This window comes from Streptomyces odontotermitis, from assembly GCF_050510915.1.
In the GTDB taxonomy this organism is placed as follows: domain Bacteria; phylum Actinomycetota; class Actinomycetes; order Streptomycetales; family Streptomycetaceae; genus Streptomyces.
The window spans coordinates 83,712-103,139 of record NZ_JBNJLS010000025.1 but is presented as its reverse complement, the minus strand read 5'-3'; the positions used below and the strand labels follow the sequence as shown (position 1 = coordinate 103,139).

Annotated in this window: 17 protein-coding genes; 13 read left to right on the top strand and 4 right to left on the bottom strand. The window is 72.7% G+C overall.

The window, feature by feature from the left end; translation table 11 throughout:
- Nucleotides 1–123 precede the first annotated feature (123 nt).
- From ACQB60_RS40290 to ACQB60_RS40280, 3 genes are read left to right on the top strand one after another with little or no spacing between them, the layout of a single operon-like run.
- Nucleotides 124–993 (top strand): DUF5819 family protein, encoded by an 870-nt coding sequence (locus ACQB60_RS40290; protein ID WP_496931065.1) that lies wholly within the window; start codon nucleotides 124–126, stop codon nucleotides 991–993.
- Nucleotides 990–2,225, top strand: coding sequence for an HTTM domain-containing protein (locus ACQB60_RS40285; protein WP_496931064.1), 1,236 nt, complete (start codon nucleotides 990–992; stop codon nucleotides 2,223–2,225). Before ACQB60_RS40290 ends, ACQB60_RS40285 begins: the two co-directional genes overlap by 4 nt.
- Nucleotides 2,226–2,242: 17 nt before the next feature.
- On the top strand, nucleotides 2,243–3,037 hold the full coding sequence (locus ACQB60_RS40280; protein ID WP_496931063.1) for a TrmH family RNA methyltransferase: 795 nt from the start codon (nucleotides 2,243–2,245) through the stop codon (nucleotides 3,035–3,037).
- Nucleotides 3,038–3,059: 22 nt separating this feature from the next.
- Here the strand turns inward: ACQB60_RS40280 and paaN are convergent, their stop codons facing one another.
- Complete coding sequence (gene paaN / locus ACQB60_RS40275; protein ID WP_496931062.1) at nucleotides 3,060–4,745, bottom strand: phenylacetic acid degradation protein PaaN; 1,686 nt, start codon at nucleotides 4,743–4,745, stop codon at nucleotides 3,060–3,062.
- A gap of 224 nt (nucleotides 4,746–4,969) precedes the next feature.
- On the opposite strand from paaN, the gene ACQB60_RS40270 reads away from it, so the two are divergent.
- On the top strand, nucleotides 4,970–6,499 hold the full coding sequence (locus tag ACQB60_RS40270; RefSeq protein WP_496931061.1) for a 3-hydroxyacyl-CoA dehydrogenase: 1,530 nt from the start codon (nucleotides 4,970–4,972) through the stop codon (nucleotides 6,497–6,499).
- Nucleotides 6,496–7,089: a TetR/AcrR family transcriptional regulator gene (locus ACQB60_RS40265; RefSeq protein ID WP_496931060.1), complete on the top strand. Its 594-nt coding sequence runs from the start codon at nucleotides 6,496–6,498 to the stop codon at nucleotides 7,087–7,089. The genes ACQB60_RS40270 and ACQB60_RS40265 overlap by 4 nt, the downstream gene beginning before the upstream one ends.
- 45 nt (nucleotides 7,090–7,134) lie before the next feature.
- Here the strand turns inward: ACQB60_RS40265 and ACQB60_RS40260 are convergent, their stop codons facing one another.
- On the bottom strand, nucleotides 7,135–7,635 hold the full coding sequence (locus ACQB60_RS40260) for an Lrp/AsnC family transcriptional regulator (protein WP_496931059.1): 501 nt from the start codon (nucleotides 7,633–7,635) through the stop codon (nucleotides 7,135–7,137).
- 191 nt (nucleotides 7,636–7,826) lie between these two features.
- Here ACQB60_RS40260 and pdhA point away from each other — a divergent pair, with 191 nt between their 5' ends.
- From pdhA to ACQB60_RS40225, 7 genes are all read left to right on the top strand, one after another.
- Nucleotides 7,827–9,017 carry a pyruvate dehydrogenase (acetyl-transferring) E1 component subunit alpha gene (gene pdhA / locus ACQB60_RS40255; RefSeq protein WP_496931058.1) on the top strand — a complete coding sequence of 397 codons (1,191 nt, stop codon included), beginning with the start codon at nucleotides 7,827–7,829 and terminating at the stop codon, nucleotides 9,015–9,017.
- Entirely contained in the window at nucleotides 9,014–10,039 is a 1,026-nt protein-coding gene (locus ACQB60_RS40250; protein ID WP_384829302.1) for an alpha-ketoacid dehydrogenase subunit beta, read from the top strand. The genes pdhA and ACQB60_RS40250 overlap by 4 nt, the downstream gene beginning before the upstream one ends.
- Nucleotides 10,039–11,454, top strand: coding sequence for a dihydrolipoamide acetyltransferase family protein (locus tag ACQB60_RS40245; RefSeq protein ID WP_496931057.1), 1,416 nt, complete (start codon nucleotides 10,039–10,041; stop codon nucleotides 11,452–11,454). Before ACQB60_RS40250 ends, ACQB60_RS40245 begins: the two co-directional genes overlap by 1 nt.
- Nucleotides 11,455–11,630: 176 nt before the next feature.
- Nucleotides 11,631–12,617 (top strand): NTP transferase domain-containing protein, encoded by a 987-nt coding sequence (locus tag ACQB60_RS40240; protein ID WP_496931056.1) that lies wholly within the window; start codon nucleotides 11,631–11,633, stop codon nucleotides 12,615–12,617.
- The gene (locus tag ACQB60_RS40235) at nucleotides 12,614–14,143 is read left to right on the top strand and encodes a molybdopterin molybdotransferase MoeA (RefSeq protein ID WP_496931055.1); all 1,530 of its coding nucleotides are present in this window, start codon (nucleotides 12,614–12,616) and stop codon (nucleotides 14,141–14,143) included. Before ACQB60_RS40240 ends, ACQB60_RS40235 begins: the two co-directional genes overlap by 4 nt.
- Nucleotides 14,131–15,255: a potassium channel family protein gene (locus ACQB60_RS40230; RefSeq protein WP_496931054.1), complete on the top strand. Its 1,125-nt coding sequence runs from the start codon at nucleotides 14,131–14,133 to the stop codon at nucleotides 15,253–15,255. Before ACQB60_RS40235 ends, ACQB60_RS40230 begins: the two co-directional genes overlap by 13 nt.
- A 90-nt stretch (nucleotides 15,256–15,345) precedes the next feature.
- Nucleotides 15,346–16,326, top strand: coding sequence for an NAD(P)H-quinone oxidoreductase (locus ACQB60_RS40225; RefSeq protein ID WP_496931053.1), 981 nt, complete (start codon nucleotides 15,346–15,348; stop codon nucleotides 16,324–16,326).
- 48 nt (nucleotides 16,327–16,374) lie between these two features.
- On the opposite strand, the gene ACQB60_RS40220 is transcribed toward ACQB60_RS40225, so the two are convergent.
- On the bottom strand, nucleotides 16,375–16,953 hold the full coding sequence (locus ACQB60_RS40220; RefSeq protein ID WP_496931052.1) for a hypothetical protein: 579 nt from the start codon (nucleotides 16,951–16,953) through the stop codon (nucleotides 16,375–16,377).
- A 157-nt stretch (nucleotides 16,954–17,110) separates the two neighbouring features.
- On the opposite strand from ACQB60_RS40220, the gene ACQB60_RS40215 reads away from it, so the two are divergent.
- A complete protein-coding gene (locus ACQB60_RS40215) occupies nucleotides 17,111–17,656 on the top strand; it encodes a bacterial proteasome activator family protein (RefSeq protein WP_384829315.1) in 546 nt (181 codons plus the stop codon).
- Nucleotides 17,657–17,756: 100 nt separating this feature from the next.
- Here ACQB60_RS40215 and ACQB60_RS40210 read toward each other — a convergent pair whose 3' ends face one another.
- Entirely contained in the window at nucleotides 17,757–19,391 is a 1,635-nt protein-coding gene (locus tag ACQB60_RS40210; protein ID WP_496931051.1) for a protein kinase domain-containing protein, read from the bottom strand.
- Between the last annotated feature and the right edge of the window lie 37 nt (nucleotides 19,392–19,428).

The following is a 19,428-nucleotide window of genomic DNA, read 5'->3' as shown; positions in this document are numbered from 1 at the left end:
GGACGCTGTGCCTGACGGGCCGGTCTGAGTACCGTGCCCGTGCGCAGCGGCCCGGCAGAGCGGCCGCTGGGGTACTCGGCGCGCAGCGGCCGGGGTCGGTGCGGCGACGGGAATCGGGGCGGAATGGACGCGTACGACGACGGGGTGCACCCCCGGCCCGGTGAGGCGGCGGCCGATCCCTCGGCCGACCCATCGGCCGATCCCGTGGCCGGCTCCTCGACCCCGCCCGCCGCGTTCCCCGCCTCTCCTGCCTCTCCTGCCTCTCCCCCTCCGCCTCATCCCCCGGCCCCGCCCCGCCCCGGCATCGCCGGCCTCCCGCTCGGCTACCAGCTCGTGGCGGCCCTGGCGCTCGCGGTCATCGCCGTCACGGCCTGCGTCCATGTCGGGATGGTCTTCCTGCACGTCGCGCCCTCGAACACGGTGAGCAAGAAGCACAGCGAGGCCGTCGACTGGTGGGTCTACCCCGAGTTCGAGCAGAACTGGAAGCTGTTCGCGCCCAACCCGCTGCAGCAGAACGTCGCGGTGCAGGCGCGGGCGGAGTTCCGTACGGCCGACGGGGGCACCAGGACCACCGAGTGGTACGACCTGTCCGCGCAGGACGGCGCGGACATCGACGGGAATCCGCTGCCCAGCCACATCCAGCAGAACGAGCTGCGCCGCGCCTGGGACTTCTACGTCGGTTCGCACGACGCGGAGAATCGTCCCAGCGGACTGCGCGGGCAGCTCTCCGAGCGTTATGTCCGGCGCATCGTGCTGATGCGGATCGACCGCGAGCAGGCGGGCGGTCCCGACGCCCGCATCGAACGCGTCCAGATCCGCTCCCGTACGACCAATGTGCGGCCGCCCCGGTGGAGTGACGAGAAGACCGGCGCCAAGCCGGTGCTCCGGCTGCTGCCGTGGTGGACGGTGACGCCCGAGGACATGCCCCTGCGCGACGAGGCCCGCACCAAGACCGCAGCGCAGGAGCGGCAGACACGGGGGAACGAGCGGTGAACCGATTCGCAGAGCGACTCGCGCGCGGGATCAACCACGTCACCGCGTCCGGTCTCGGCCCGTACCAGACGGCCGTGATCCGCATCGGGTTCTCCGCCACCTGGCTGCTGTTCCTGCTGCGCGAACTCCCCAACCGGCGCGAGCTGTACGGGCCCGACGGGCCGTGGAACTGGGACATGGCCCAGCAGCTCATCGCGAGCAACCACGCGTTCACGGCGCTGATGTGGTCGGACGGGCGGCTCTGGTTCGAGGTCGTCTACGCCCTGGCGATGGTGAGCAGCGCCCTGCTGCTGCTCGGCTGGCACACGCGCGCGATGTCCGTGCTCTTCATGATCGGCGTGCTCTCGCTGCAGAACCGCAGCATCTTCATGGGCGACGGCGGCGACAACGTCATCCATCTCATGGCGATCTACCTCGTGTTCACGCGCTGCGGCCAGGTCTGGTCCCTGGACGCGCGGCGGGCGGCACGCGCGCGTGCCAACAGGCGCGCACAAGGGGACGACCCGGTGGGGATCGTCCTGTGGTGGGTGCTCGGACTCGCCCTCTCCGTGGTGACGTTCATGGGTGAGCTCTCCGGCGGCTGGCTGCTGCTGTTCTGGGGGCTGTGGGTGGCGCACGGCCTGTGGTGGGCCGTGGGGCGGCGGGAGTCGCTGGGCAAGGCGCGGCTGCTCCTCGACGTCATCGCCTCGCTTGCGCACAACGCGGCCCTGCTCGTGATCATGGTCGAGGCGTGTCTGATCTACGCCACGGCGGGCTGGTACAAGATCCAGGGCAGTCGCTGGCAGGACGGCACGGCCGTCTACTACCCGCTGCACCTCGACTACTTCTCGCCCTGGCCCGCGCTCTCCGACCTGCTCACCGACCACGGCGTGATGGTGATGCTGGTGACCTACGGGACGGTCGCGGTGCAGGTCGCCTTCCCCTTCACGCTCATCAACCGCCGCGTGAAGAACGTGCTGTTGGCGGCCATGATGTGCGAGCACGCCGTGATCGCGGTCGTCCTCGGCCTGCCCTTCTTCTCGCTCGCGATGATCGCCGCCGACGCGGTGTTCCTGCCGACGTCGTTCCTGCGGCGTGTGGGCGGGTGGGCTGCCCGCGCGCGTGGGCGGGTGCTCGCACGCGGCGGAGCGGGGCTTCCGGGGCAGCGTCGTACGGAGGGGCACGCGGAGCAGGCGGACGAGGGGCGGGCCCGGGAGAGCGCCGAGGAGACGCGCGTAGGCTTCACGCCGTGACGGCTGGAAACGGACACATGGGATCCACGAGCGGGACGGGTGGCGAGGGCGTGGACGGGGCGCTGCGCGCCTGGCGTGGGCTCGCCGAGACCTCCGTGCTGCTCGACGGCTTTCACGCGATCAAGCACGCGCTGCGCTTCGGCGCCCGGATCCCGGTGGTGCTGAGCAGCGACCGCACCGCCGTCCTGGCCCTCGCCGACGAGCTCGCCCCCGATGTCCGCGCGGGCCTCGCGGAGTTGGTCACGGAGGTCCCCGACGACGCGCTGCGCTCCCTGGTGCCGCGGCTGCACCCCACGGCGGTGGCCGCCCTCGCCGAGCGCCCCTCGCGCGCGGAGAACCTCGCGGCGCTGGCCCGCACCCCGCGCGCCACTCCGGTCGTCGTGCTCGACGATCCCCGCAATCTGGGCAACGCGGGGGCGGTGATCCGGCTCGCGGCGGGCTTCGGCGCCACCGGGGTGATCACCACCGGGAACCTCGACCCCTGGCACCCCACCGTCGTACGCGGCGGCGCCGGGCTGCACTTCGCGACGGCCGTGGAACGGATGGCGGTCGAGGAGCTGCCGAGCGGTCCGCTGTTCGCCCTCGACGCGGAGGGCGAGGACATCCGCGGCCTCGAGCTGCCCGACGACGCCGTCCTGGCCTTCGGCTCCGAGCGCAGCGGCCTGTCCGCCGCGCTGCGGGCCCGCGCGGATCATCTGGTCTCCCTGCCGATGCGGCCCCAGGTGTCGAGCTACAACCTGGCGACGAGCGTCGGCATGGCCCTCTTCCACTGGTCGGCGTCGGCGGGCAGGCCCCCGGTCCCGGGAGCCTGAACCGCCGCGCGCCGCACACGACCTAGCGGCGCACCTCGACCACCCGGAAGCGGTTGGCCACGAACGCGCCGTCGCACAGCGCGGAGTTGGCCGCCGGGTTGCCGCCCGAGCCGTGGAAGTCCGAGAAGGCCGCCGTCTGGTTCACATAGACGCCCCCCGTCAGGTTCAGGGACAGCTGGGCGCACTCCTCCAGGCAGACCTCCTGGACGTCGTCCGCCACCTCGTCCGACGTCGTGTACGTCCCGACCGTCATCGCGCCCTTGTCGCGGACCGTGCGGCGCAGCAGCTCCACCGCGTCCGCCGCCGAGTCGACCGCGACCGCGAAGGAGACCGGGCCGAAGCACTCGCTGAGGTAGGCGGCCTCGGCGTCCGGCTTCGCGCCGTCCAGCTTGACGATCACCGGGGTGCGGACCACGGCGTCCGGGAACTCCGGGTTGGTGATCTCCCGTGAGGCCAGGGCGACTTCACCGATGCCGGGTGCCGCTTCGAGGCGGGCCTTCACATCGGGGTTGACCAGGGCGCCGAGGATCCCGTTCGCCCGGGCGTCGTCGCCGAGGAGGCCGCCGACGGCGCTCGCCAGGTCGCTCACCACCTCGTCGTACGACTTCGTTCCGGCGTCCGTCTCGATGCCCTCGCGGGGGATGAGGAGGTTCTGCGGGGTGGTGCACATCTGGCCGCTGTACAGGGACAGGGAGAACGCGAGGTTCGACAGCATGCCCTTGTAGTTGTCGGTCGACTCGACGACGACCGTGTTGACGCCCGCCTTCTCCGTGTAGACCTGCGCCTGGCGGGCGTTGGCCTCCAGCCAGTCGCCGAAGGCCGTCGAGCCCGTGTAGTCGATGATCTTGATCTCGGGGCGGACGGCGAGGGTCTTGGCGATGCCTTCGCCCGGCCGCTCGGCGGCCAGCGCGACCAGGTTCGGGTCGAAGCCCGCGTCGGCGAGGACCTCGCGGGCGACCCGGACGGTCAGGGCGAGGGGCAGCACCGCGCGCGGGTGGGGCTTGACCAGGACGGGGTTGCCGGTCGCCAGGGAGGCGAAGAGTCCCGGGTAGCCGTTCCACGTGGGGAAGGTGTTGCAGCCGATGAGGAGCGCGATGCCGCGGGCGACCGGGGTGAACCGCTTGTCCATGACGAGGGGGTCGCGCTTGCCCTGGGGCTTGTTCCACTCCGCGGCGTCCGGCGTGCGGGACTGCTCCACATAGGCATACGCCACCGCTTCCAGGCCGCGGTCCTGGGCGTGCGGGCCGCCCGCCTGGAACGCCATCATGAACGCCTGGCCGCTGGTGTGCATGACCGCGTGCGCGAACTCGTGCGTGCGGGCGCTGATCCGGGCCAGGATCTCCAGGCACACCATCGCGCGCAGCTCCGCGCCCGCCTCGCGCCAGGCGCGCATTGCGGCGCGCATCGCGGGGAGCAGCGTGTCGATGTCGGGGTGCGGGTACGTGATCCCCAACTCCGGGCCGTACGGCGACACTTCGGCGCCCACCCAGTCGTCCGTGCCGGGCTGGTCCAGGTCGAAGCGGCTGCCCAGGAGGGCGTCGAAGGCGGCCTTGCCCTCGGGAAGGCTCAGGCTCCCGTTCTCCCCGTACGCCTTGGGGTGCTCGGGGTGGGGGGACCAGTACGCGCGGGTGCGGATCGTCTCCAGTGCCTGGTCGAGGACGGGCCGGTGCTGGGCGATCAGCTGGTGCGCGGTGAGTTCGGCGGCCATGACGAACCAACTCCTCGTCGGGTCAGCTCTTCGTCGAGCTGGTGAGCCGGGTGGCTGCGGATGGTGGGCAGGAGCAAGCAGACAGAGCTAGAGTAACCGAACGATCGGTCGGGACAAGAGGGTCTGTCGAACCTGTGGAAAACCACCCCAGAGTTCGCTGCGGAACGCCCCGGTGGGGGCACCCCGAAAACCCGTCCACAGTTGCTGTACGGGAGGATCACGGGATGACAGCACTCGATCTCAGCAGCCCTGTCGCCGTGGTCGGCACCGGCACCATGGGCCAGGGCATCGCCCAGGTCGCCCTGGTCGCGGGCCACCCGGTGCGGCTGTACGACGCCGTTCCGGGCCGCGCCCAGGAGGCGGTCGTGGCGATCACGGGACGCCTGGACCGGCTCGTCGAGAAGGGCCGCCTCACGGCCGGGGACCGGGACGCCGCGATCGCGCGGATCACGCCCGCCGAGAGCCTCGCGGACCTCGCCGGCTGCGGACTCGTCGTCGAGGCCGTCCTGGAGCAACTGGACGTGAAACAGCGGCTGTTCCAGGACCTCGAAGAGGTGGTCGCCGAGGACTGTCTGCTCGCCACCAACACCTCGTCACTGTCGGTCACCGCCATCGCGGGCCCGCTCGCGCGCCCCGGGCGCTTCGTCGGCCTGCACTTCTTCAACCCCGCGCCCCTGCTGCCCCTCGTCGAGGTCGTCAGCGGCTTCGCGACGGACGAGGCGGCGGCCACGCGCGCGTACGAGACGGCACGGGCCTGGGGCAAGACGCCGGTGCGCAGCGCCGACACCCCCGGGTTCATCGTCAACCGCATCGCCCGGCCCTTCTACGCCGAGGCGCTGCGCCTGTACGAGGAGCGGGCCGCCGACCCGGCCACGATCGACGCCGTCCTGCGGGAGAGCGGCGGCTTCAAGATGGGCCCCTTCGAGCTCACGGACCTCATCGGCCAGGACGTCAACGAGGCCGTCACGCGCTCCGTCTGGGACTCCTTCTTCCAGGACCCCAAGTTCACGCCGTCCCTCGCCCAGCGCCGCCTTGTCGAGTCGCGCCGCCTCGGCCGCAAGTCGGGGCAGGGCTGGTACGCGTACGGGGACGGCGTCCCGCGCGCGGAGCCGCACACGGCGGCGCCCGCACCCGCCCCGGAGTCGGCCGCCGTGTACGGGGAACTGCACCAGGCGAGCGCCCTGGTCGAGCTGATCGACGGTGCCGGGATCGAGGTCGCGCACGAGGAGCCCGTCGATCCGGACTACCCCGGCTGGATCGAACTCCCCAGCGGGGTGAGGCTCTTCCTGGCCGACGGTTCGGCCGCCGACGACGCCTCGGCACCGGTGATCCACTTCGATCTCGCCCTCGACTACAAGGCCGCGACCCGGATCGCCCTGGCCCCCGCCGCCACCGTGAGCGAGGAGCAGCTCGGCGAGGCCGTGGGGCTCTTTCAGGCGCTGGGCAAGCGCGTCAGCGTCGTCGCCGACGTCCCCGGGATGATCGTGGCCCGTACCGTGGCCATGCTCGTCGACTTCGCCCAGGACGCCGTCGCGCGCGGCGTCGCCGGGCCGGAGGACGTCGACACCGCGATGCGCCTCGGCGTCAACTACCCGCGCGGGCCGCTCGCATGGGGCGCGGAGCTCGGCGCGGGGTGGGTCCTCGACACCCTGGAGTACCTGCACGAGGAGTACCCCACCGGCCGCTACGCGCCGTCGCAGGCGCTGCGCCGCCGTGCGGCCGCCGAGTCGGCCGCACGCGAGGAGGACGCATGACCACCGCCAGACGCGACACCTACACCCCCGAGACCCTCCTCTCGGTGGCGGTCCGGGTCTTCAACGAACGCGGCTACGACGGCACGTCCATGGAGCACCTCTCCAAGGCGGCCGGCATCTCCAAGTCGTCGATCTACCACCACGTGGCGGGCAAGGAGGAGCTGCTGCGCCGGGCCGTCAGCCGGGCGATCGACGGGCTCTTCGGGATCCTCGCCGAGGAGCACGCGCGCGTGGGCAGCGCGGTGGAGCGTCTGGAGTACGTCACACGGCGCACCGTCGAGGTGCTCGTCGCCGAACTGCCGTATGTGACCCTCCTGCTGCGGGTGCGCGGCAACACCGACACCGAGCGGTGGGCGATGGAGCGGCGCAGGGAGTTCGACCACCAGGTGGCCGAGCTGCTGAAGGAAGCCGTCGCCGACGGGGACCTGCGCTCCGACGTCGAGCTGCGGCTCGCCACCCGGCTGCTCTTCGGGATGATCAACTCCGTCGTGGAGTGGTACCGGCCGGACAGCCGTGGCGCGGCCGCCTCGTCAGAAGTGGCCGACGCCGTCGTGAAGTTGGCGTTCGCGGGGCTGCGCAAAGAAGGCTGAGGCCGCGCCGAGGGCGGCGGTGGCCCCGCAGGGCCGGGCCGCCGCTCAGTGGTCCGGCTCCAGGTCGTCCTCCTCGAAGACCAGCAGCGTGCGCGTGCTGAGCACTTCGGGGATGGCCTGGATGCGGGTGAGGACGAGCTCGCGCAGGGCGCGGTTGTCCGGGGTGTGCACCAGCAGCAGGACGTCGAAGTCCCCGCTCACCAGGGCCATGTGAGAGGCCCCCGGCAGGGCGCGCAGCTGCTCGCGCACCGTCCGCCAGGTGTTCTGGACGATCTTGAGCGTGATGTACGCGGACGCCCCCTGCCCGGCCCGCTCGTGATTGATCCGGGCGCCGAAGCCGCGGATCACCCCGTCGTCGATGAGGCGGTTGATGCGCGCGTACGCGTTGGCGCGCGAGACATGCACGCGCTCGGCCACGGAGCGTATCGAGGCGCGACCGTCCGTGTGCAGTATCTGCAGGATGTCGCGGTCGATCGGGTCGAGGGAGCGCGCTTGGGGCTCAGGGGAGTTGCCGCCGGGCCCGTCGGCCATTCGTTCAGATGCCATGTCCCCCCGCCTCCTTACCATGGACGTACTGCATTCATCTCAGGCTGTGCAGAACCGTTTGTCCACAGCCTGAAGGTGCCTGTAGCCAAAATGTGCCGACGACCGAACAATCGGTAGGTGAGGCGCATCACAGATCGCGTGCCTCTGATGCCGTTCCCACAAGGAGACAGCTTCCCCCAGGAGGTGCCGTCATGACGGTCATGGAGCAGCGTGGCTCCTACCGGCCCGCCCCACCCCCTGCCTGGCAGCTCAGGACCGATCCCGCACCCTTGTTGCCCGACGCGGAGCCCTACCGCGTCCTCGGCACCGAGGCCGCCGGAAAGGCCGCCCCCGAGCTGCTGCGCAGGCTGTACGGGGAGCTGGTGCGCGGCCGCAGGTACAACGCGCAGGCGACGGCGCTCACCAAGCAGGGACGGCTCGCGGTCTATCCGTCGAGCACCGGCCAGGAGGCGTGCGAGGTCGCCGCCGCGCTCGCCATCGAGGAGCGGGACTGGCTCTTCCCCAGCTACCGCGACACCCTCGCCGCCGTCGCCCGCGGCCTGGACCCCGTGGCCGCCCTGACGCTGCTGCGCGGCGACTGGCACACCGGGTACGACCCGCGCGAGCACCGCGTGGCCCCCCTGAGCACCCCGCTCGCCACCCAACTCCCGCACGCCGTGGGCCTCGCGCACGCCGCCCGCCTCAAGGGGGACGACGTGGTCGCGCTCGCCATGGTCGGCGACGGCGGCACCAGCGAGGGCGACTTCCACGAGGCACTGAACTTCGCCGCCGTGTGGCAGGCCCCCGTGGTCTTCCTGGTGCAGAACAACGGCTTCGCGATCTCCGTCCCGCTCGCCAAGCAGACGGCCGCACCGTCCCTGGCCCACAAGGCCGTCGGGTACGGGATGCCGGGCCGCCTGGTCGACGGCAACGACGCGGTGGCGATGCACGACGTCCTCGGCGAAGCCGTGTCCCGCGCACGCGCGGGCGACGGCCCGACGCTCGTCGAGGCGGTGACGTACCGGATGGACGCGCATACGAACGCGGACGACGCGACCCGCTACCGGGTCGACGCCGAGGTCGACGCCTGGCGCGCGCACGACCCGATCCTGCTCCTGGAGCGGGAGTTGACCGAGCGCGGCCTCCTCGACGACGAGGCGATACGGACGGCCCGCGAGGACGCCGAGGCCCTCGCGGCCGACCTGCGGGAGCGCATGAACCAGGACCCGGTCCTCGACCCCATGGACCTCTTCACGCACGTGTACGCGGAGCAGACCTCCCAACTGCGCGAGCAGGCGGCCCAGTTGCGGGCCGAGCTGGAGGCGTCGGCGGAGGACGCGGGCGAGACGGGCGGGACGGGCGAGGCCGGGCACGGCACGGCAGGCGAGGAGAACGCGCGATGACCACGGTCGCGGCCCGGTCCGCCAAGCAGGCCACCAAACCCGCCACGATGGCGCAGGCCCTCGGGCGCGCGCTGCGCGACGCGATGGCCGAGGACCCCTCGGTGCACCTCTTCGGAGAGGACGTCGGGGCGCTCGGCGGCGTCTTCCGGATCACCGACGGGCTGGCCGCCGAGTTCGGCGAGGACCGCGTCACGGACACGCCGCTGGCCGAGGCGGGCATCCTGGGCACGGCGGTCGGCATGGCGATGTACGGGCTGCGGCCCGTCGTCGAGATGCAGTTCGACGCCTTCGCGTACCCCGCCTTCGAGCAGCTCATCTCCCATGTGGCGCGAATGCGGAACCGCACGCGCGGGGCGATGCCGCTGCCGATCACCATCCGCGTCCCGTACGGCGGCGGGATCGGCGGCGTCGAGCACCACAGCGACTCCTCGGAGGCGTACTACATGGCGACGCCCGGTCTCCATGTCGTCGCTCCGGCCACCGTCGCCGACGCCTACGGCCTGCTGCGGGCCGCGATCGCCTCGGACGACCCGGTCGTCTTCCTCGAGCCCAAGCGGCTCTACTGGTCGAAGGCCGAGTGGAATCCGGACGCCCCGGAGCGGGTCGAGCCGGTCGGGCGCGCGGTGGTGCGGCGCACCGGCCGCAGCGCCACGCTCCTCACGTACGGCCCGTCCGTCCCCGTCTGCATGGAGGCGGCCGACGCCGCGCGCGCGGAGGGCTGGGACCTCGAAGTGGTCGATCTGCGCTCCCTGGTGCCGTTCGACGACGAGACGGTCTGCGCGTCCGTGCGCCGCACCGGCCGGGCCCTGGTCGTGCACGAGTCGAACGGCTTCGGCGGCCCCGGCGGCGAGATCGCGGCGCGGGTCACCGAGCGCTGCTTCCACCACCTGGAGGCACCGGTGCTGCGCGTGGCCGGGTTCGACATCCCCTATCCGCCGCCGATGCTGGAGCGGCATCATCTGCCGGGAGTGGACCGGATCCTGGACGCGGTCGCCCGCTTGCAGTGGGAGGCGGAGAGCTGATGGCGCCTGCTTTTGATGTGAACAGCCTGGAGTTCAGGCTGCCCGACCTCGGCGAGGGCCTCACGGAGGCCGAGATCGTCCGCTGGCTCGTGCAGGTCGGGGACGTCGTCGAGGTGGACCAGCCGGTCGTCGAGGTGGAGACGGCCAAGGCGATGGTCGAGGTGCCCTGTCCTTACGGAGGGGTGGTGACGGCCCGCTTCGGCGAGGAGGGGGAGGAACTGCCGGTGGGGGCGCCGCTGTTGACGGTGGCGGTGGGGACTCCCGCGCGCGGGGAGGCGGCCGAGGGGGCCGCCGGGTCCTCGGTGCGGCCGGCGGCGGACTCCGTGGACGCTGCGGATTCCGCGCCCTCTGCGGATTCTGTGGCCCCAGCGGCCGACGAGTCGTCCGGCAACGTCCTCGTCGGGTACGGCACCGGCGCCGCTCCCGCGCGGCGCAGGAGGGTGCGGAGCGTGCGGGCGCCCGAGCCTGTGCCTCCTGCGCCTCCTGCGCGCCTTGAGCCTTCCGTGTCCCGGGGGGCGGCGCAGGCACCGAGCGGACCGGTCCCGGTGATCTCGCCTCTCGTACGCAAGCTGGCCCGCGAGAACGGCGTGGATCTGCGGGAGTTGGCGGGCAGCGGTCCGGACGGGCTGATCATGCGGGCCGACGTCGAGGACGTGCTGCGCGCCTCGGCCCGTGCCGCCACGCCTGCGGTGTCGTCCGCCACCGGTGCGGGGCCCGCCCCCGCGCGCGGGACCCGGATCCCGCTGCGCGGACTGCGCGGTGCCGTCGCCGACAAGCTGTCCCGCAGCCGCCGCGAGATACCGGACGCGACCTGCTGGGTGGACGCGGACGCCACGGAACTGATGCGGGTGCGCACCGAGATGAACGCGTCGGGCGGCCCGAAGATCTCCGTCCTCGCGCTGCTCGCCCGCATCTGCGTCGCCGCCCTCGCCCGCCACCCGGAGCTCAACTCCACGGTGGACCTGGAGGCGCGCGAGGTCGTGCAGCTCGACGAGGTGCACCTCGGCTTCGCGGCGCAGACGGACCGGGGGCTCGTCGTTCCCGTCGTACGGGACGCGCACGCGCGCGCCACGGAGTCGCTCAGTGCCGAGCTGGGGCGGCTCGCCGACTCGGCCCGCGCCGGGACGCTCACGCCCGCAGAGCTCACCGGCGGCACGTTCACCCTCAACAACTACGGGGTGTTCGGGGTCGACGGGTCCACGCCGATCATCAACCACCCCGAGGCAGCCATGCTCGGCGTCGGGCGCATCGTGCCGAAACCCTGGGTGCACCAGGGGGAGTTGGCGGTACGTCAGGTCGTGCAGCTCTCGCTCACCTTCGACCACCGGGTGTGCGACGGGGGCACGGCGGGCGGGTTCCTGCGGTTCGTGGCGGACTGTGTGGAGCAACCGGCTGTGCTGCTGCGGTCGATGTGAGACCCGCGGCGCATGTGAGGTCCGCAGCGCACGTGAGGTCCGTGGCTCACGTGACGTCCGCAGCGCACGTGAGGTCCGCGGCGCCCACACGCGTGGGAGTGGTGTGACGGAAGTCCCGTACAGGAGGGACCCTTCGCGGGGGTGGCATTGATCGGGCGTGCGCCCATACTCGGGGGATGACCGCGCACCAGGACCCGGCCGACCCGGCGCCCGCCGTCCCGTACGACGCCGTGGTGCTCGCCGGGGGCGGGTCGAGGCGGCTCGGCGGGGCGGACAAGCCCGCCGTGCGCGTCGGCGGCAGGTCGCTGCTCGACCGGGTCCTGACCGCCTGCGCGGACGCCGGGACCACGGTCGTGGTGGCCGAGCGGCGGCACACCGTACGGCCGGTGGTGTGGGCGCGCGAGGAACCGGCGGGCGGCGGCCCGCTGGCCGCGCTCGAGGCGGGCCTGCGGCACACGGAGGCGGAGGCCGTGGTCGTGCTCTCCGCCGATCTGCCGTTCCTCGGCGAGCGGACGGTACGGGCGCTGCTGGCGGCGCTTCAGGGCGGGGGCGCACCCGCCGAAGCCCGAGTCCCCGCTGAAACCCCCACCTTCGCCGGCGCCCTCGCACCCGCCGACGGCGCCGTGCTCACCGACCCCGAGGGGCGGGACCAGCCCCTGGTCGCGGCCTATCGGAGCGCCTCGCTCCGGCGTGAGATCGCGCACCTGGCAGCCGTGCACGGCGGGTCGGGCGGGCTGCCGTTGCGGCGCCTCACCGAGCGGCTCGCGCTGGTGCGGGTCAGCGACCCCGTCGCGTCCTTCGACTGCGACACCTGGGACGACATCGCCGCCGCTCGGGCGCGTATCAGGGAGCATGGACGAGTGCTTGATGAATGGATCTCCGCAGTCAAAGCCGAACTGGGCATCGACATCGACGTCGACACCGGCGTCCTGCTCGACCTCGCGCGCGACGCCGCGCACGGCGTGGCCAGGCCGGCGGCACCGCTGACCACCTTCCTCGTCGGGTACGCGGCGGCACAGGCCGCGGCCCAGGGCGGCACCGGCGGCCCCGAAGCCGTGGCGGAGGCCGCCCGCAAGGCGGCCGCGCTCGCGGTCCGCTGGGCGGACGAGGACCAGCCGGACGCCAAGCCGGGCGCCCCCGACGCGGGTTCGGGCACCGGATGAGCGGGCAGCCCGCACCCGACGCCGAGTTCGACGAGGCCCTCGCCCTGGTGAACGGGGACCGGCCGCAGAGCACGACGCCACCGGCCGCGCCCGCCCCACCCCTGGCCGACACCGCTTCCGCCGCACCCCTGGCCGACGCCGCGTCCGCCGGTCCCGCCCCCGGCCCGCGCCGACCCGGCCGAGAGGCGCGCGGCGAGAAGCCGACCGGCGCCCCGGACGGAAAGGCGGCCGAGAGCGCGGGCGCCCGGACCCGGCGAGCCCGGCCCCACGCGCACACCACCTCCTGGCCCGCCGCCCGTCAGGTCGCCGCCCGGGCGCTGCGTCCCCTGGACCTCCCGGCGCTCGCGGCCGCCGCCGTCGCCGCGCCCCTCGACCGGGCGCTCGGCCTGGTGCTCGCGACACCGCTCGCCGCCCTCACCGACCTGCCCTCCTTCGACACGTCCGCGATGGACGGATGGGCGGTGGCGGGGCCCGGACCCTGGGCCGTGCGGCCCGACGAGGCCGGGGTGCTCGCGGGGCACGGCGACGCCGAGCCGCTCGCGGACGGCGAGGCGGTCCGCATCGCCACCGGCGCCCGCATCCCGCAGGACGTCACCGCCGTGATCCGCAGCGAGCACGGCCGCGTCGACGACAAGGGCCGACTGCACGGCAAGGGCGAGGTCGTCCCCGGCCAGGACATCCGCCCGCGCGGCCAGGAGTGCCGCTCCGGCGACCAACTCCTGCCCCCCGGCGCCCTGGTGACCCCCGCCGTCCTCGGCCTCGCCGCGGCCGCCGGGTACGACGAGCTCGCCGTGCTCCCCCGCCCCCGCGTCGAAGTCCTCGTCCTCGGCGACGAGTTGCTCACCAAGGGGCGCCCCCACGACGGACTCATCCGTGACGCGCTCGGGCCGATGCTGCCGCCGTGGCTGCGCGCCCTCGGCGCCGACGTCACCGCCGTCCGACGGCTCGGTGACGACGCCGAGGCCCTGCACGACGCGGTCACCTCGTCCGGCGCCGACCTCATCGTGACGACCGGCGGCACCGCCTCAGGACCGGTCGACCACGTACACCCCACCCTGCGCCGCATCGGCGCCGAGCTACTCGTGGACGGGGTGGCGGTCCGCCCGGGGCACCCCATGCTGCTGGCCCGCATCAGCCGGGACCAGCACCTCGTGGGCCTGCCCGGCAACCCGCTGGCCGCCGTCTCCGGCCTCCTCACGCTGGCCGAGCCGCTGCTGCGCACGCTCTCGGGCCGGGCCGCCGCGGAGCCGTATGCCGCTTCCCTGCGTGAGGACGTGCACGGCCATCCGCACGACACCCGGCTCGTGCCGGTCGCCGTGCGCGGCGAACAGGCGGTGCCGCTGCACTACAACGGCCCGGCGATGCTCCGCGGCATCGCCGCCGCCGACGGCCTCGCAGTGGTCCCGCCCGGGGGTGCCCGACAGGGCCAGGAGCTGGAGATCCTCGATCTGCCGTGGGCCGAACCGGGCGCACCGGCAGGGGAGTTGAGGGTCGGCCGGCAGGACGACGGGGTGTGTTTCACGTGAAACTGCCCGGCCATGACGCGATCGCCCGCCAGGCCGACGAGCACCTCGTCACCCACCGGATCCAACTGCCGCGCCGCGTCGTCGAGCGCCCGCTGCGGCAGGTCTCCAAGCGCCTTGCGATGGCCCTGTTCGTGCTCGCCCTGACGACCTTCATCGTCTGGATCGACCGCGACGGCTACAACGACAACACCGACAACGGCGTCGACTTCCTCGACGCCGCGTACTACTCGACCGTCACGCTCTCCACCACCGGATACGGCGACATCGTCCCGGCCAGTGACAGCGCGCGGCTCTGCAACATCCTGCTGATCACGCCGCTGCGCGTGCTCTTCCTGATCATCCTGGTCGGCACCACGCTCGAAGTGCTCACGGAACGCACGCGCGAGGAGTGGCGGCTGGCCCGCTGGAGGTCCAACTTGCGTGATCACACCGTCGTCGTGGGCTTCGGTACCAAGGGGCGGTCCGCGATCCAGACTGTCTGCGCCACCGGTCTCAAGCCGGAGCAGATCGTGGTCGTCGACCCCAGCTCCAAGGTCGTCGACGCCGCCACGACCCATGGCTTCGCGGGTGTCATCGGCGATGCGACCCGCAGCGATGTGCTGCTCCGCGCCGAGGTGCAGCGGGCCCGCCAGATCATCATCGCGACCCAGCGCGACGATACGGCGGTCCTGGTCACGCTCACCGCGCGGCAGCTCAACCGCGGGGCGAAGATCGTCGCGGCGGTGCGCGAGGAGGAGAACGCGCCGCTGCTGCGCCAGTCCGGCGCCGACGCGGTCATCACCAGCGCGAGCGCGGCGGGCCGGCTGCTCGGGCTCTCCGTGCTCAGCCCGAGCGCGGGCATGGTCATGGAGGACCTGATCCAGCAGGGCAGCGGCCTCGATCTCGTGGAGCGCCCGGTGATAAAGGCCGAGGTCGGCAAGGGGCCGCGGGAGACGGACGACCTGGTGGTGAGCGTGGTGCGAGGGCATCGGCTGCTGGGGTACGACGACCCTGCGGTGGGCGGGCTGAAGGCTACGGACCGCCTGATCACGATCGTGCGGGTCTCGCGGGGGGAGCAGGCTGCGCCCATGGGGCGCCCACGGGACGCGGAGCAGGGGTTCGGCTCTCCGTAGGGCTTTGAGCAGTTCGTAGGGCTTGAGCAGTTCCCCGCGTCCCTGGAGGGCGCCGTCCCGACGAGGCGCCTCAGGAGTAGCCTCGCGGCCATGCATGCGATCACGATCCCCGAACCCGGTGGCCCCGAAGCGCTTGTGTGGGCCGAAGTGCCCGACCCCGTGCCCGGTGAGGGTGAGGTGCTGGTCGAGGTGGCGGCCAGTGCCGTGAACCGCGCCGACCTGTTGCAGCGCCAGGGCTTCTACAACCCGCCGCCCGGCGCCTCCCCCTACCCCGGCCTGGAGTGCGCGGGCCGCATCACCGCGCTCGGCCCCGGCGTCTCCGGCTGGGCCGTCGGCGACGAGGTGTGCGCACTGCTCTCGGGCGGCGGCTACGCGGAGCAGGTCGCCGTGCCCGTGGGCCAGCTGCTGCCCGTGCCGGAGGGCCTCTCCCTGGCCGAGGCCGCGGCGCTGCCCGAGGTGACCTGCACTGTCTGGTCCAACGTGTTCATGGTGGCCCATCTGCGCCCCGGTGAGACGCTCCTGGTGCACGGCGGCGCCAGTGGCATCGGCACCATGGCGATCCAGCTCGCGAAGGCGATCGGCGCCAGGGTGGCGGTCACGGCGGGCGGCAAGGAGAAGCTGGCGTTCTGCGGCGAGCTCGGCGCGGACATCCTGATCGACTACCGCGAGCAGGACTTCGTCGAGGAGATCGAGCGGGCCACGGACGGCGCCGGGGCGGACGTCATCCTCGACATCATGGGCGCCAAGTACCTGGACCGGAACGTGCGCGCCCTCGCGGTCAACGGGCGCCTCGCGATCATCGGCATGCAGGGCGGCGTCAAGGGCGAGCTGAACATCGCCGCGCTCCTGAACAAGCGCGCAGCGGTCACCGCGACCTCGTTGCGCGGCCGCCCCATCGCCGAGAAGGCGGCCATCGTCGCGGCGGTGCGGGAGCACGTCTGGCCGCTGATCGGCGGGGGCCGGGTGCGCCCGGTCGTGGACCGCACGCTGCCGATGAGCGAGGCGGCCGCGGCCCATCGCGTACTGGAGGAGAGCAGCCACATCGGCAAGGTCCTGCTCACGCGTGCCTAGAAGGCCCACGACGGGTCCGGGGCCGTACAGCCCCGGGCCGTGTCTGACCTAGCGGCGCAGCCGCAGTGCCAGGAACGCCAGCCCCAGGCCGATGAACACGAGGCCCGCGCCGAGCGGCAGGATGCGCAGCCCCGGGACGGCCTGCCGGCTCCCCGAGGCGGTCCGGGCCGCTGCGGCGTGGGCCTCGCGGGCCTCGCGGGCCTCGGTCGAGGTGCGCGCGGGGGTGCGCGCCGGACTCGGTTTCGTCTCTTGCGGGGACACAGGGGAGGCAGGGGACACAGGGGTCGGCGGCGTCGACCGCACGGGTTCCTTGGGCGAAGCCGGTTCCGAAGCCGGTTCCGAAGCCGGTGCGGAGCTCTGGTCCGCGGGCGGATCCATGGCCTCGGCGGGTTCCACGGGCTCGGCGGGTTCCACGGGCTCCGCCCGTCCCGGCCGCGCCCGCCCCTCCCCGGCCCGGCTCCCGGCCCGCGTGTCCCCGCTGGGCTCGGCCGCCGCCGGTACGGAGGCCATGGCCACGGGGGCACCCCCGCCCGCGTACACGGCGGACGGAAGACCGGCGGACCCGACGTACCCGGGCACCAGCAGCGCCACCGTCAGGGCGGCTGCCGGCAGGAGCCGTGAGAACACCGTCGTCGCCCCCTCCCGTCACCGGGTTGCCAAGATCAACGCGTGCTGTCAGCGTCACATGGAGCGAGGAATCCGGCATCTCGGGCAATGAGTGGTGGATCACCGCTCTCCGGGGGCACCACGGAGGGGAGACGGACGCGTGCGAGAGAATGGCGGCATGGAGATGCCGAGGAACGAAAGGTCGCCGGAGAACCCCCAGGTCCTGGTCGTTGGCCAGGACGGAATGGCCCTCGGCGGCGGAGGAGAAGACGACTCCCGCGAGGTCCCGGTGACGGAGATGGTCGAACAGCCGGCGAAGGTCATGCGCATCGGCAGCATGATCAAGCAGCTGCTCGAGGAAGTGCGGGCGGCTCCCCTGGACGAGGCGAGCAGGCAGCGCCTCAAGGAGATCCACGCCAGCTCGGTGAAGGAGCTCGAGGACGGTCTCGCCCCCGAGCTCGTCGAGGAGCTGGAGCGCCTCTCCCTGCCCTTCACGGACGAGGGAACGCCGAGCGACGCCGAACTGCGCATCGCGCAGGCCCAGTTGGTGGGCTGGCTCGAGGGCCTGTTCCACGGGATCCAGACGACCCTGTTCGCCCAGCAGATGGCGGCGCGGGCCCAACTGGAGCAGATGCGCCGGGCGTTGCCGCCGGGCGTGGGCGGCGGCGAGGAGGAGGCGGAGGGCGGCGGCATCGCGGGCCGCTCCGGAGGCCCCTACCTCTGACATCCTCACCGCTCGACGGACACACACGAAGGGGCCCGGTCACGCAGCACGCGTGGCCGGGCCCCTTCGTACGTCGGACGGTCGACGCGCTCCGCCTCGGTCAGGAGGGGTTGCCCGTGGAGACCTTGAGCTCGATGTTGGGCATGTCCTTCGGGTCCACGTCCTCGTCGGCCTTCGGGTACTGCTCCATGACCATGCCCTCGCCGTACGTGTTCTCGTCGTAGTCGCTGGGCGTGTAGTGCCAGCCCGCCTTCTGGAGGCACTTCTTCACGGACAAGATGTCCTTGAACGTGAAGTTCGGCATCTTGATCTTGGTCTCGTCGTTGTACGCCGTGTCCGGCTCGGTGCACTCCGTCGTCTCGATCGTCTTCGAGCGGTCCGGTCCCCGGTGCCCCGCGACCGGCGTCTTGGACTTCTTGTCGGAGGGGTCGCCGCCCTTGTCGTCGCCGTTCAGCGAGATCGCCGTGATCAGGCCGCCGACGGCGAGCAGGGCGACGATGATCGACCCGACGATCACCGGCATGTTCTTCTTGCTGCCGCCGCCGCCCGGGGCGTTCGACGTCTGTGTCGGGGCGGGGTTGATGGTGTACGGCGGCGGGGTCTGGGACGCCTGCGGCGCGTACGCGTTCGTCGGCGCCGGGGTCTGGTAGGCGCCCTGCTGCGGGTAGCCGTAGCCCGGCGTGGGGGCCGGGGACGGCGTGGGCGTCGGGGCGCCGTAGGGGCCCGGCTGGTACGGGGTCTGGACGCCGCCCTGCTGGGGGAGCGAGGAGTCGACGGGCGGGAACACCGCGGAGCCGACGCCCGCGCCGCTCGCCGTCTGCGCGCCCGGCACGATGCTCGGCGCCGCCGCCTGGAAGGACTGGGCGACGCGCAGGCACTCGTCGCGCATCGACTCGGCGGTCGGGAAGCGCTCGTTCGGGTTCTTCTTCAGCGCGCGGGCGACGATCGCGTCGACCGCGGGAGGAAGGGAGCGGTTGATCGAGGAGGGCGCGACCGGCTCCTCCTGGACGTGCGCGTACGCGATCGCGAGGGGCGAGTCCGCCTCGAACGGGAGCCGCCCGGTGCACAGTTGGAAGAGCATGATGCCGACCGAGTACAGGTCGGAGCGGGCGTCGACGCCGCGGCCCAGGGCCTGCTCGGGCGAGAGGTACTGCGGGGTGCCGACGACCATGCCGGTCTGGGTCATCGAGGTGACGCCGGACTGCATGGCGCGGGCGATGCCGAAGTCCATGACCTTGACGACGTTGCGCTTCGTCATCATCACGTTGCCGGGCTTGATGTCGCGGTGGACCAGGCCCATCTCGTGGCTGATCTCCAGCGCCGCCAGGACGTCCGCGGTGATCTTCAGGGCCTGGTCGGTGGGCATCGCCCCGTACTGCTGGACGGAGGTGTCCAGGACGGAGCCGAGCGGCTTGCCCTCCACGTACTCCATGACGATGTACGGCATCGTCGCGCCGTCCAGCTCGTCCTCGCCGGTGTCGAAGACCGACACGATGTTCGTGTGCGTGAGCTTCGCCACGGACTGGGCCTCGCGGCGGAAGCGCTCGCGGAAGGACTGCTCGCGGCCGAGCTCCGTGTGCAGGGTCTTGATCGCGACCTGTCGGTCGAGGACGGAGTCGTAGGCCAGGTGTACGGAGGCCATGCCGCCCTCGCCCAGCAGATCTTGCAGCTGGTAGCGGCCGCCGGCGAGGGAACGCCCCGCATACCGGCCCTGTGCAGCGCCGTCCTGGCTCATTTGTGCGTCCCCCATCGGCGCGGTGGCCCGGACGGCT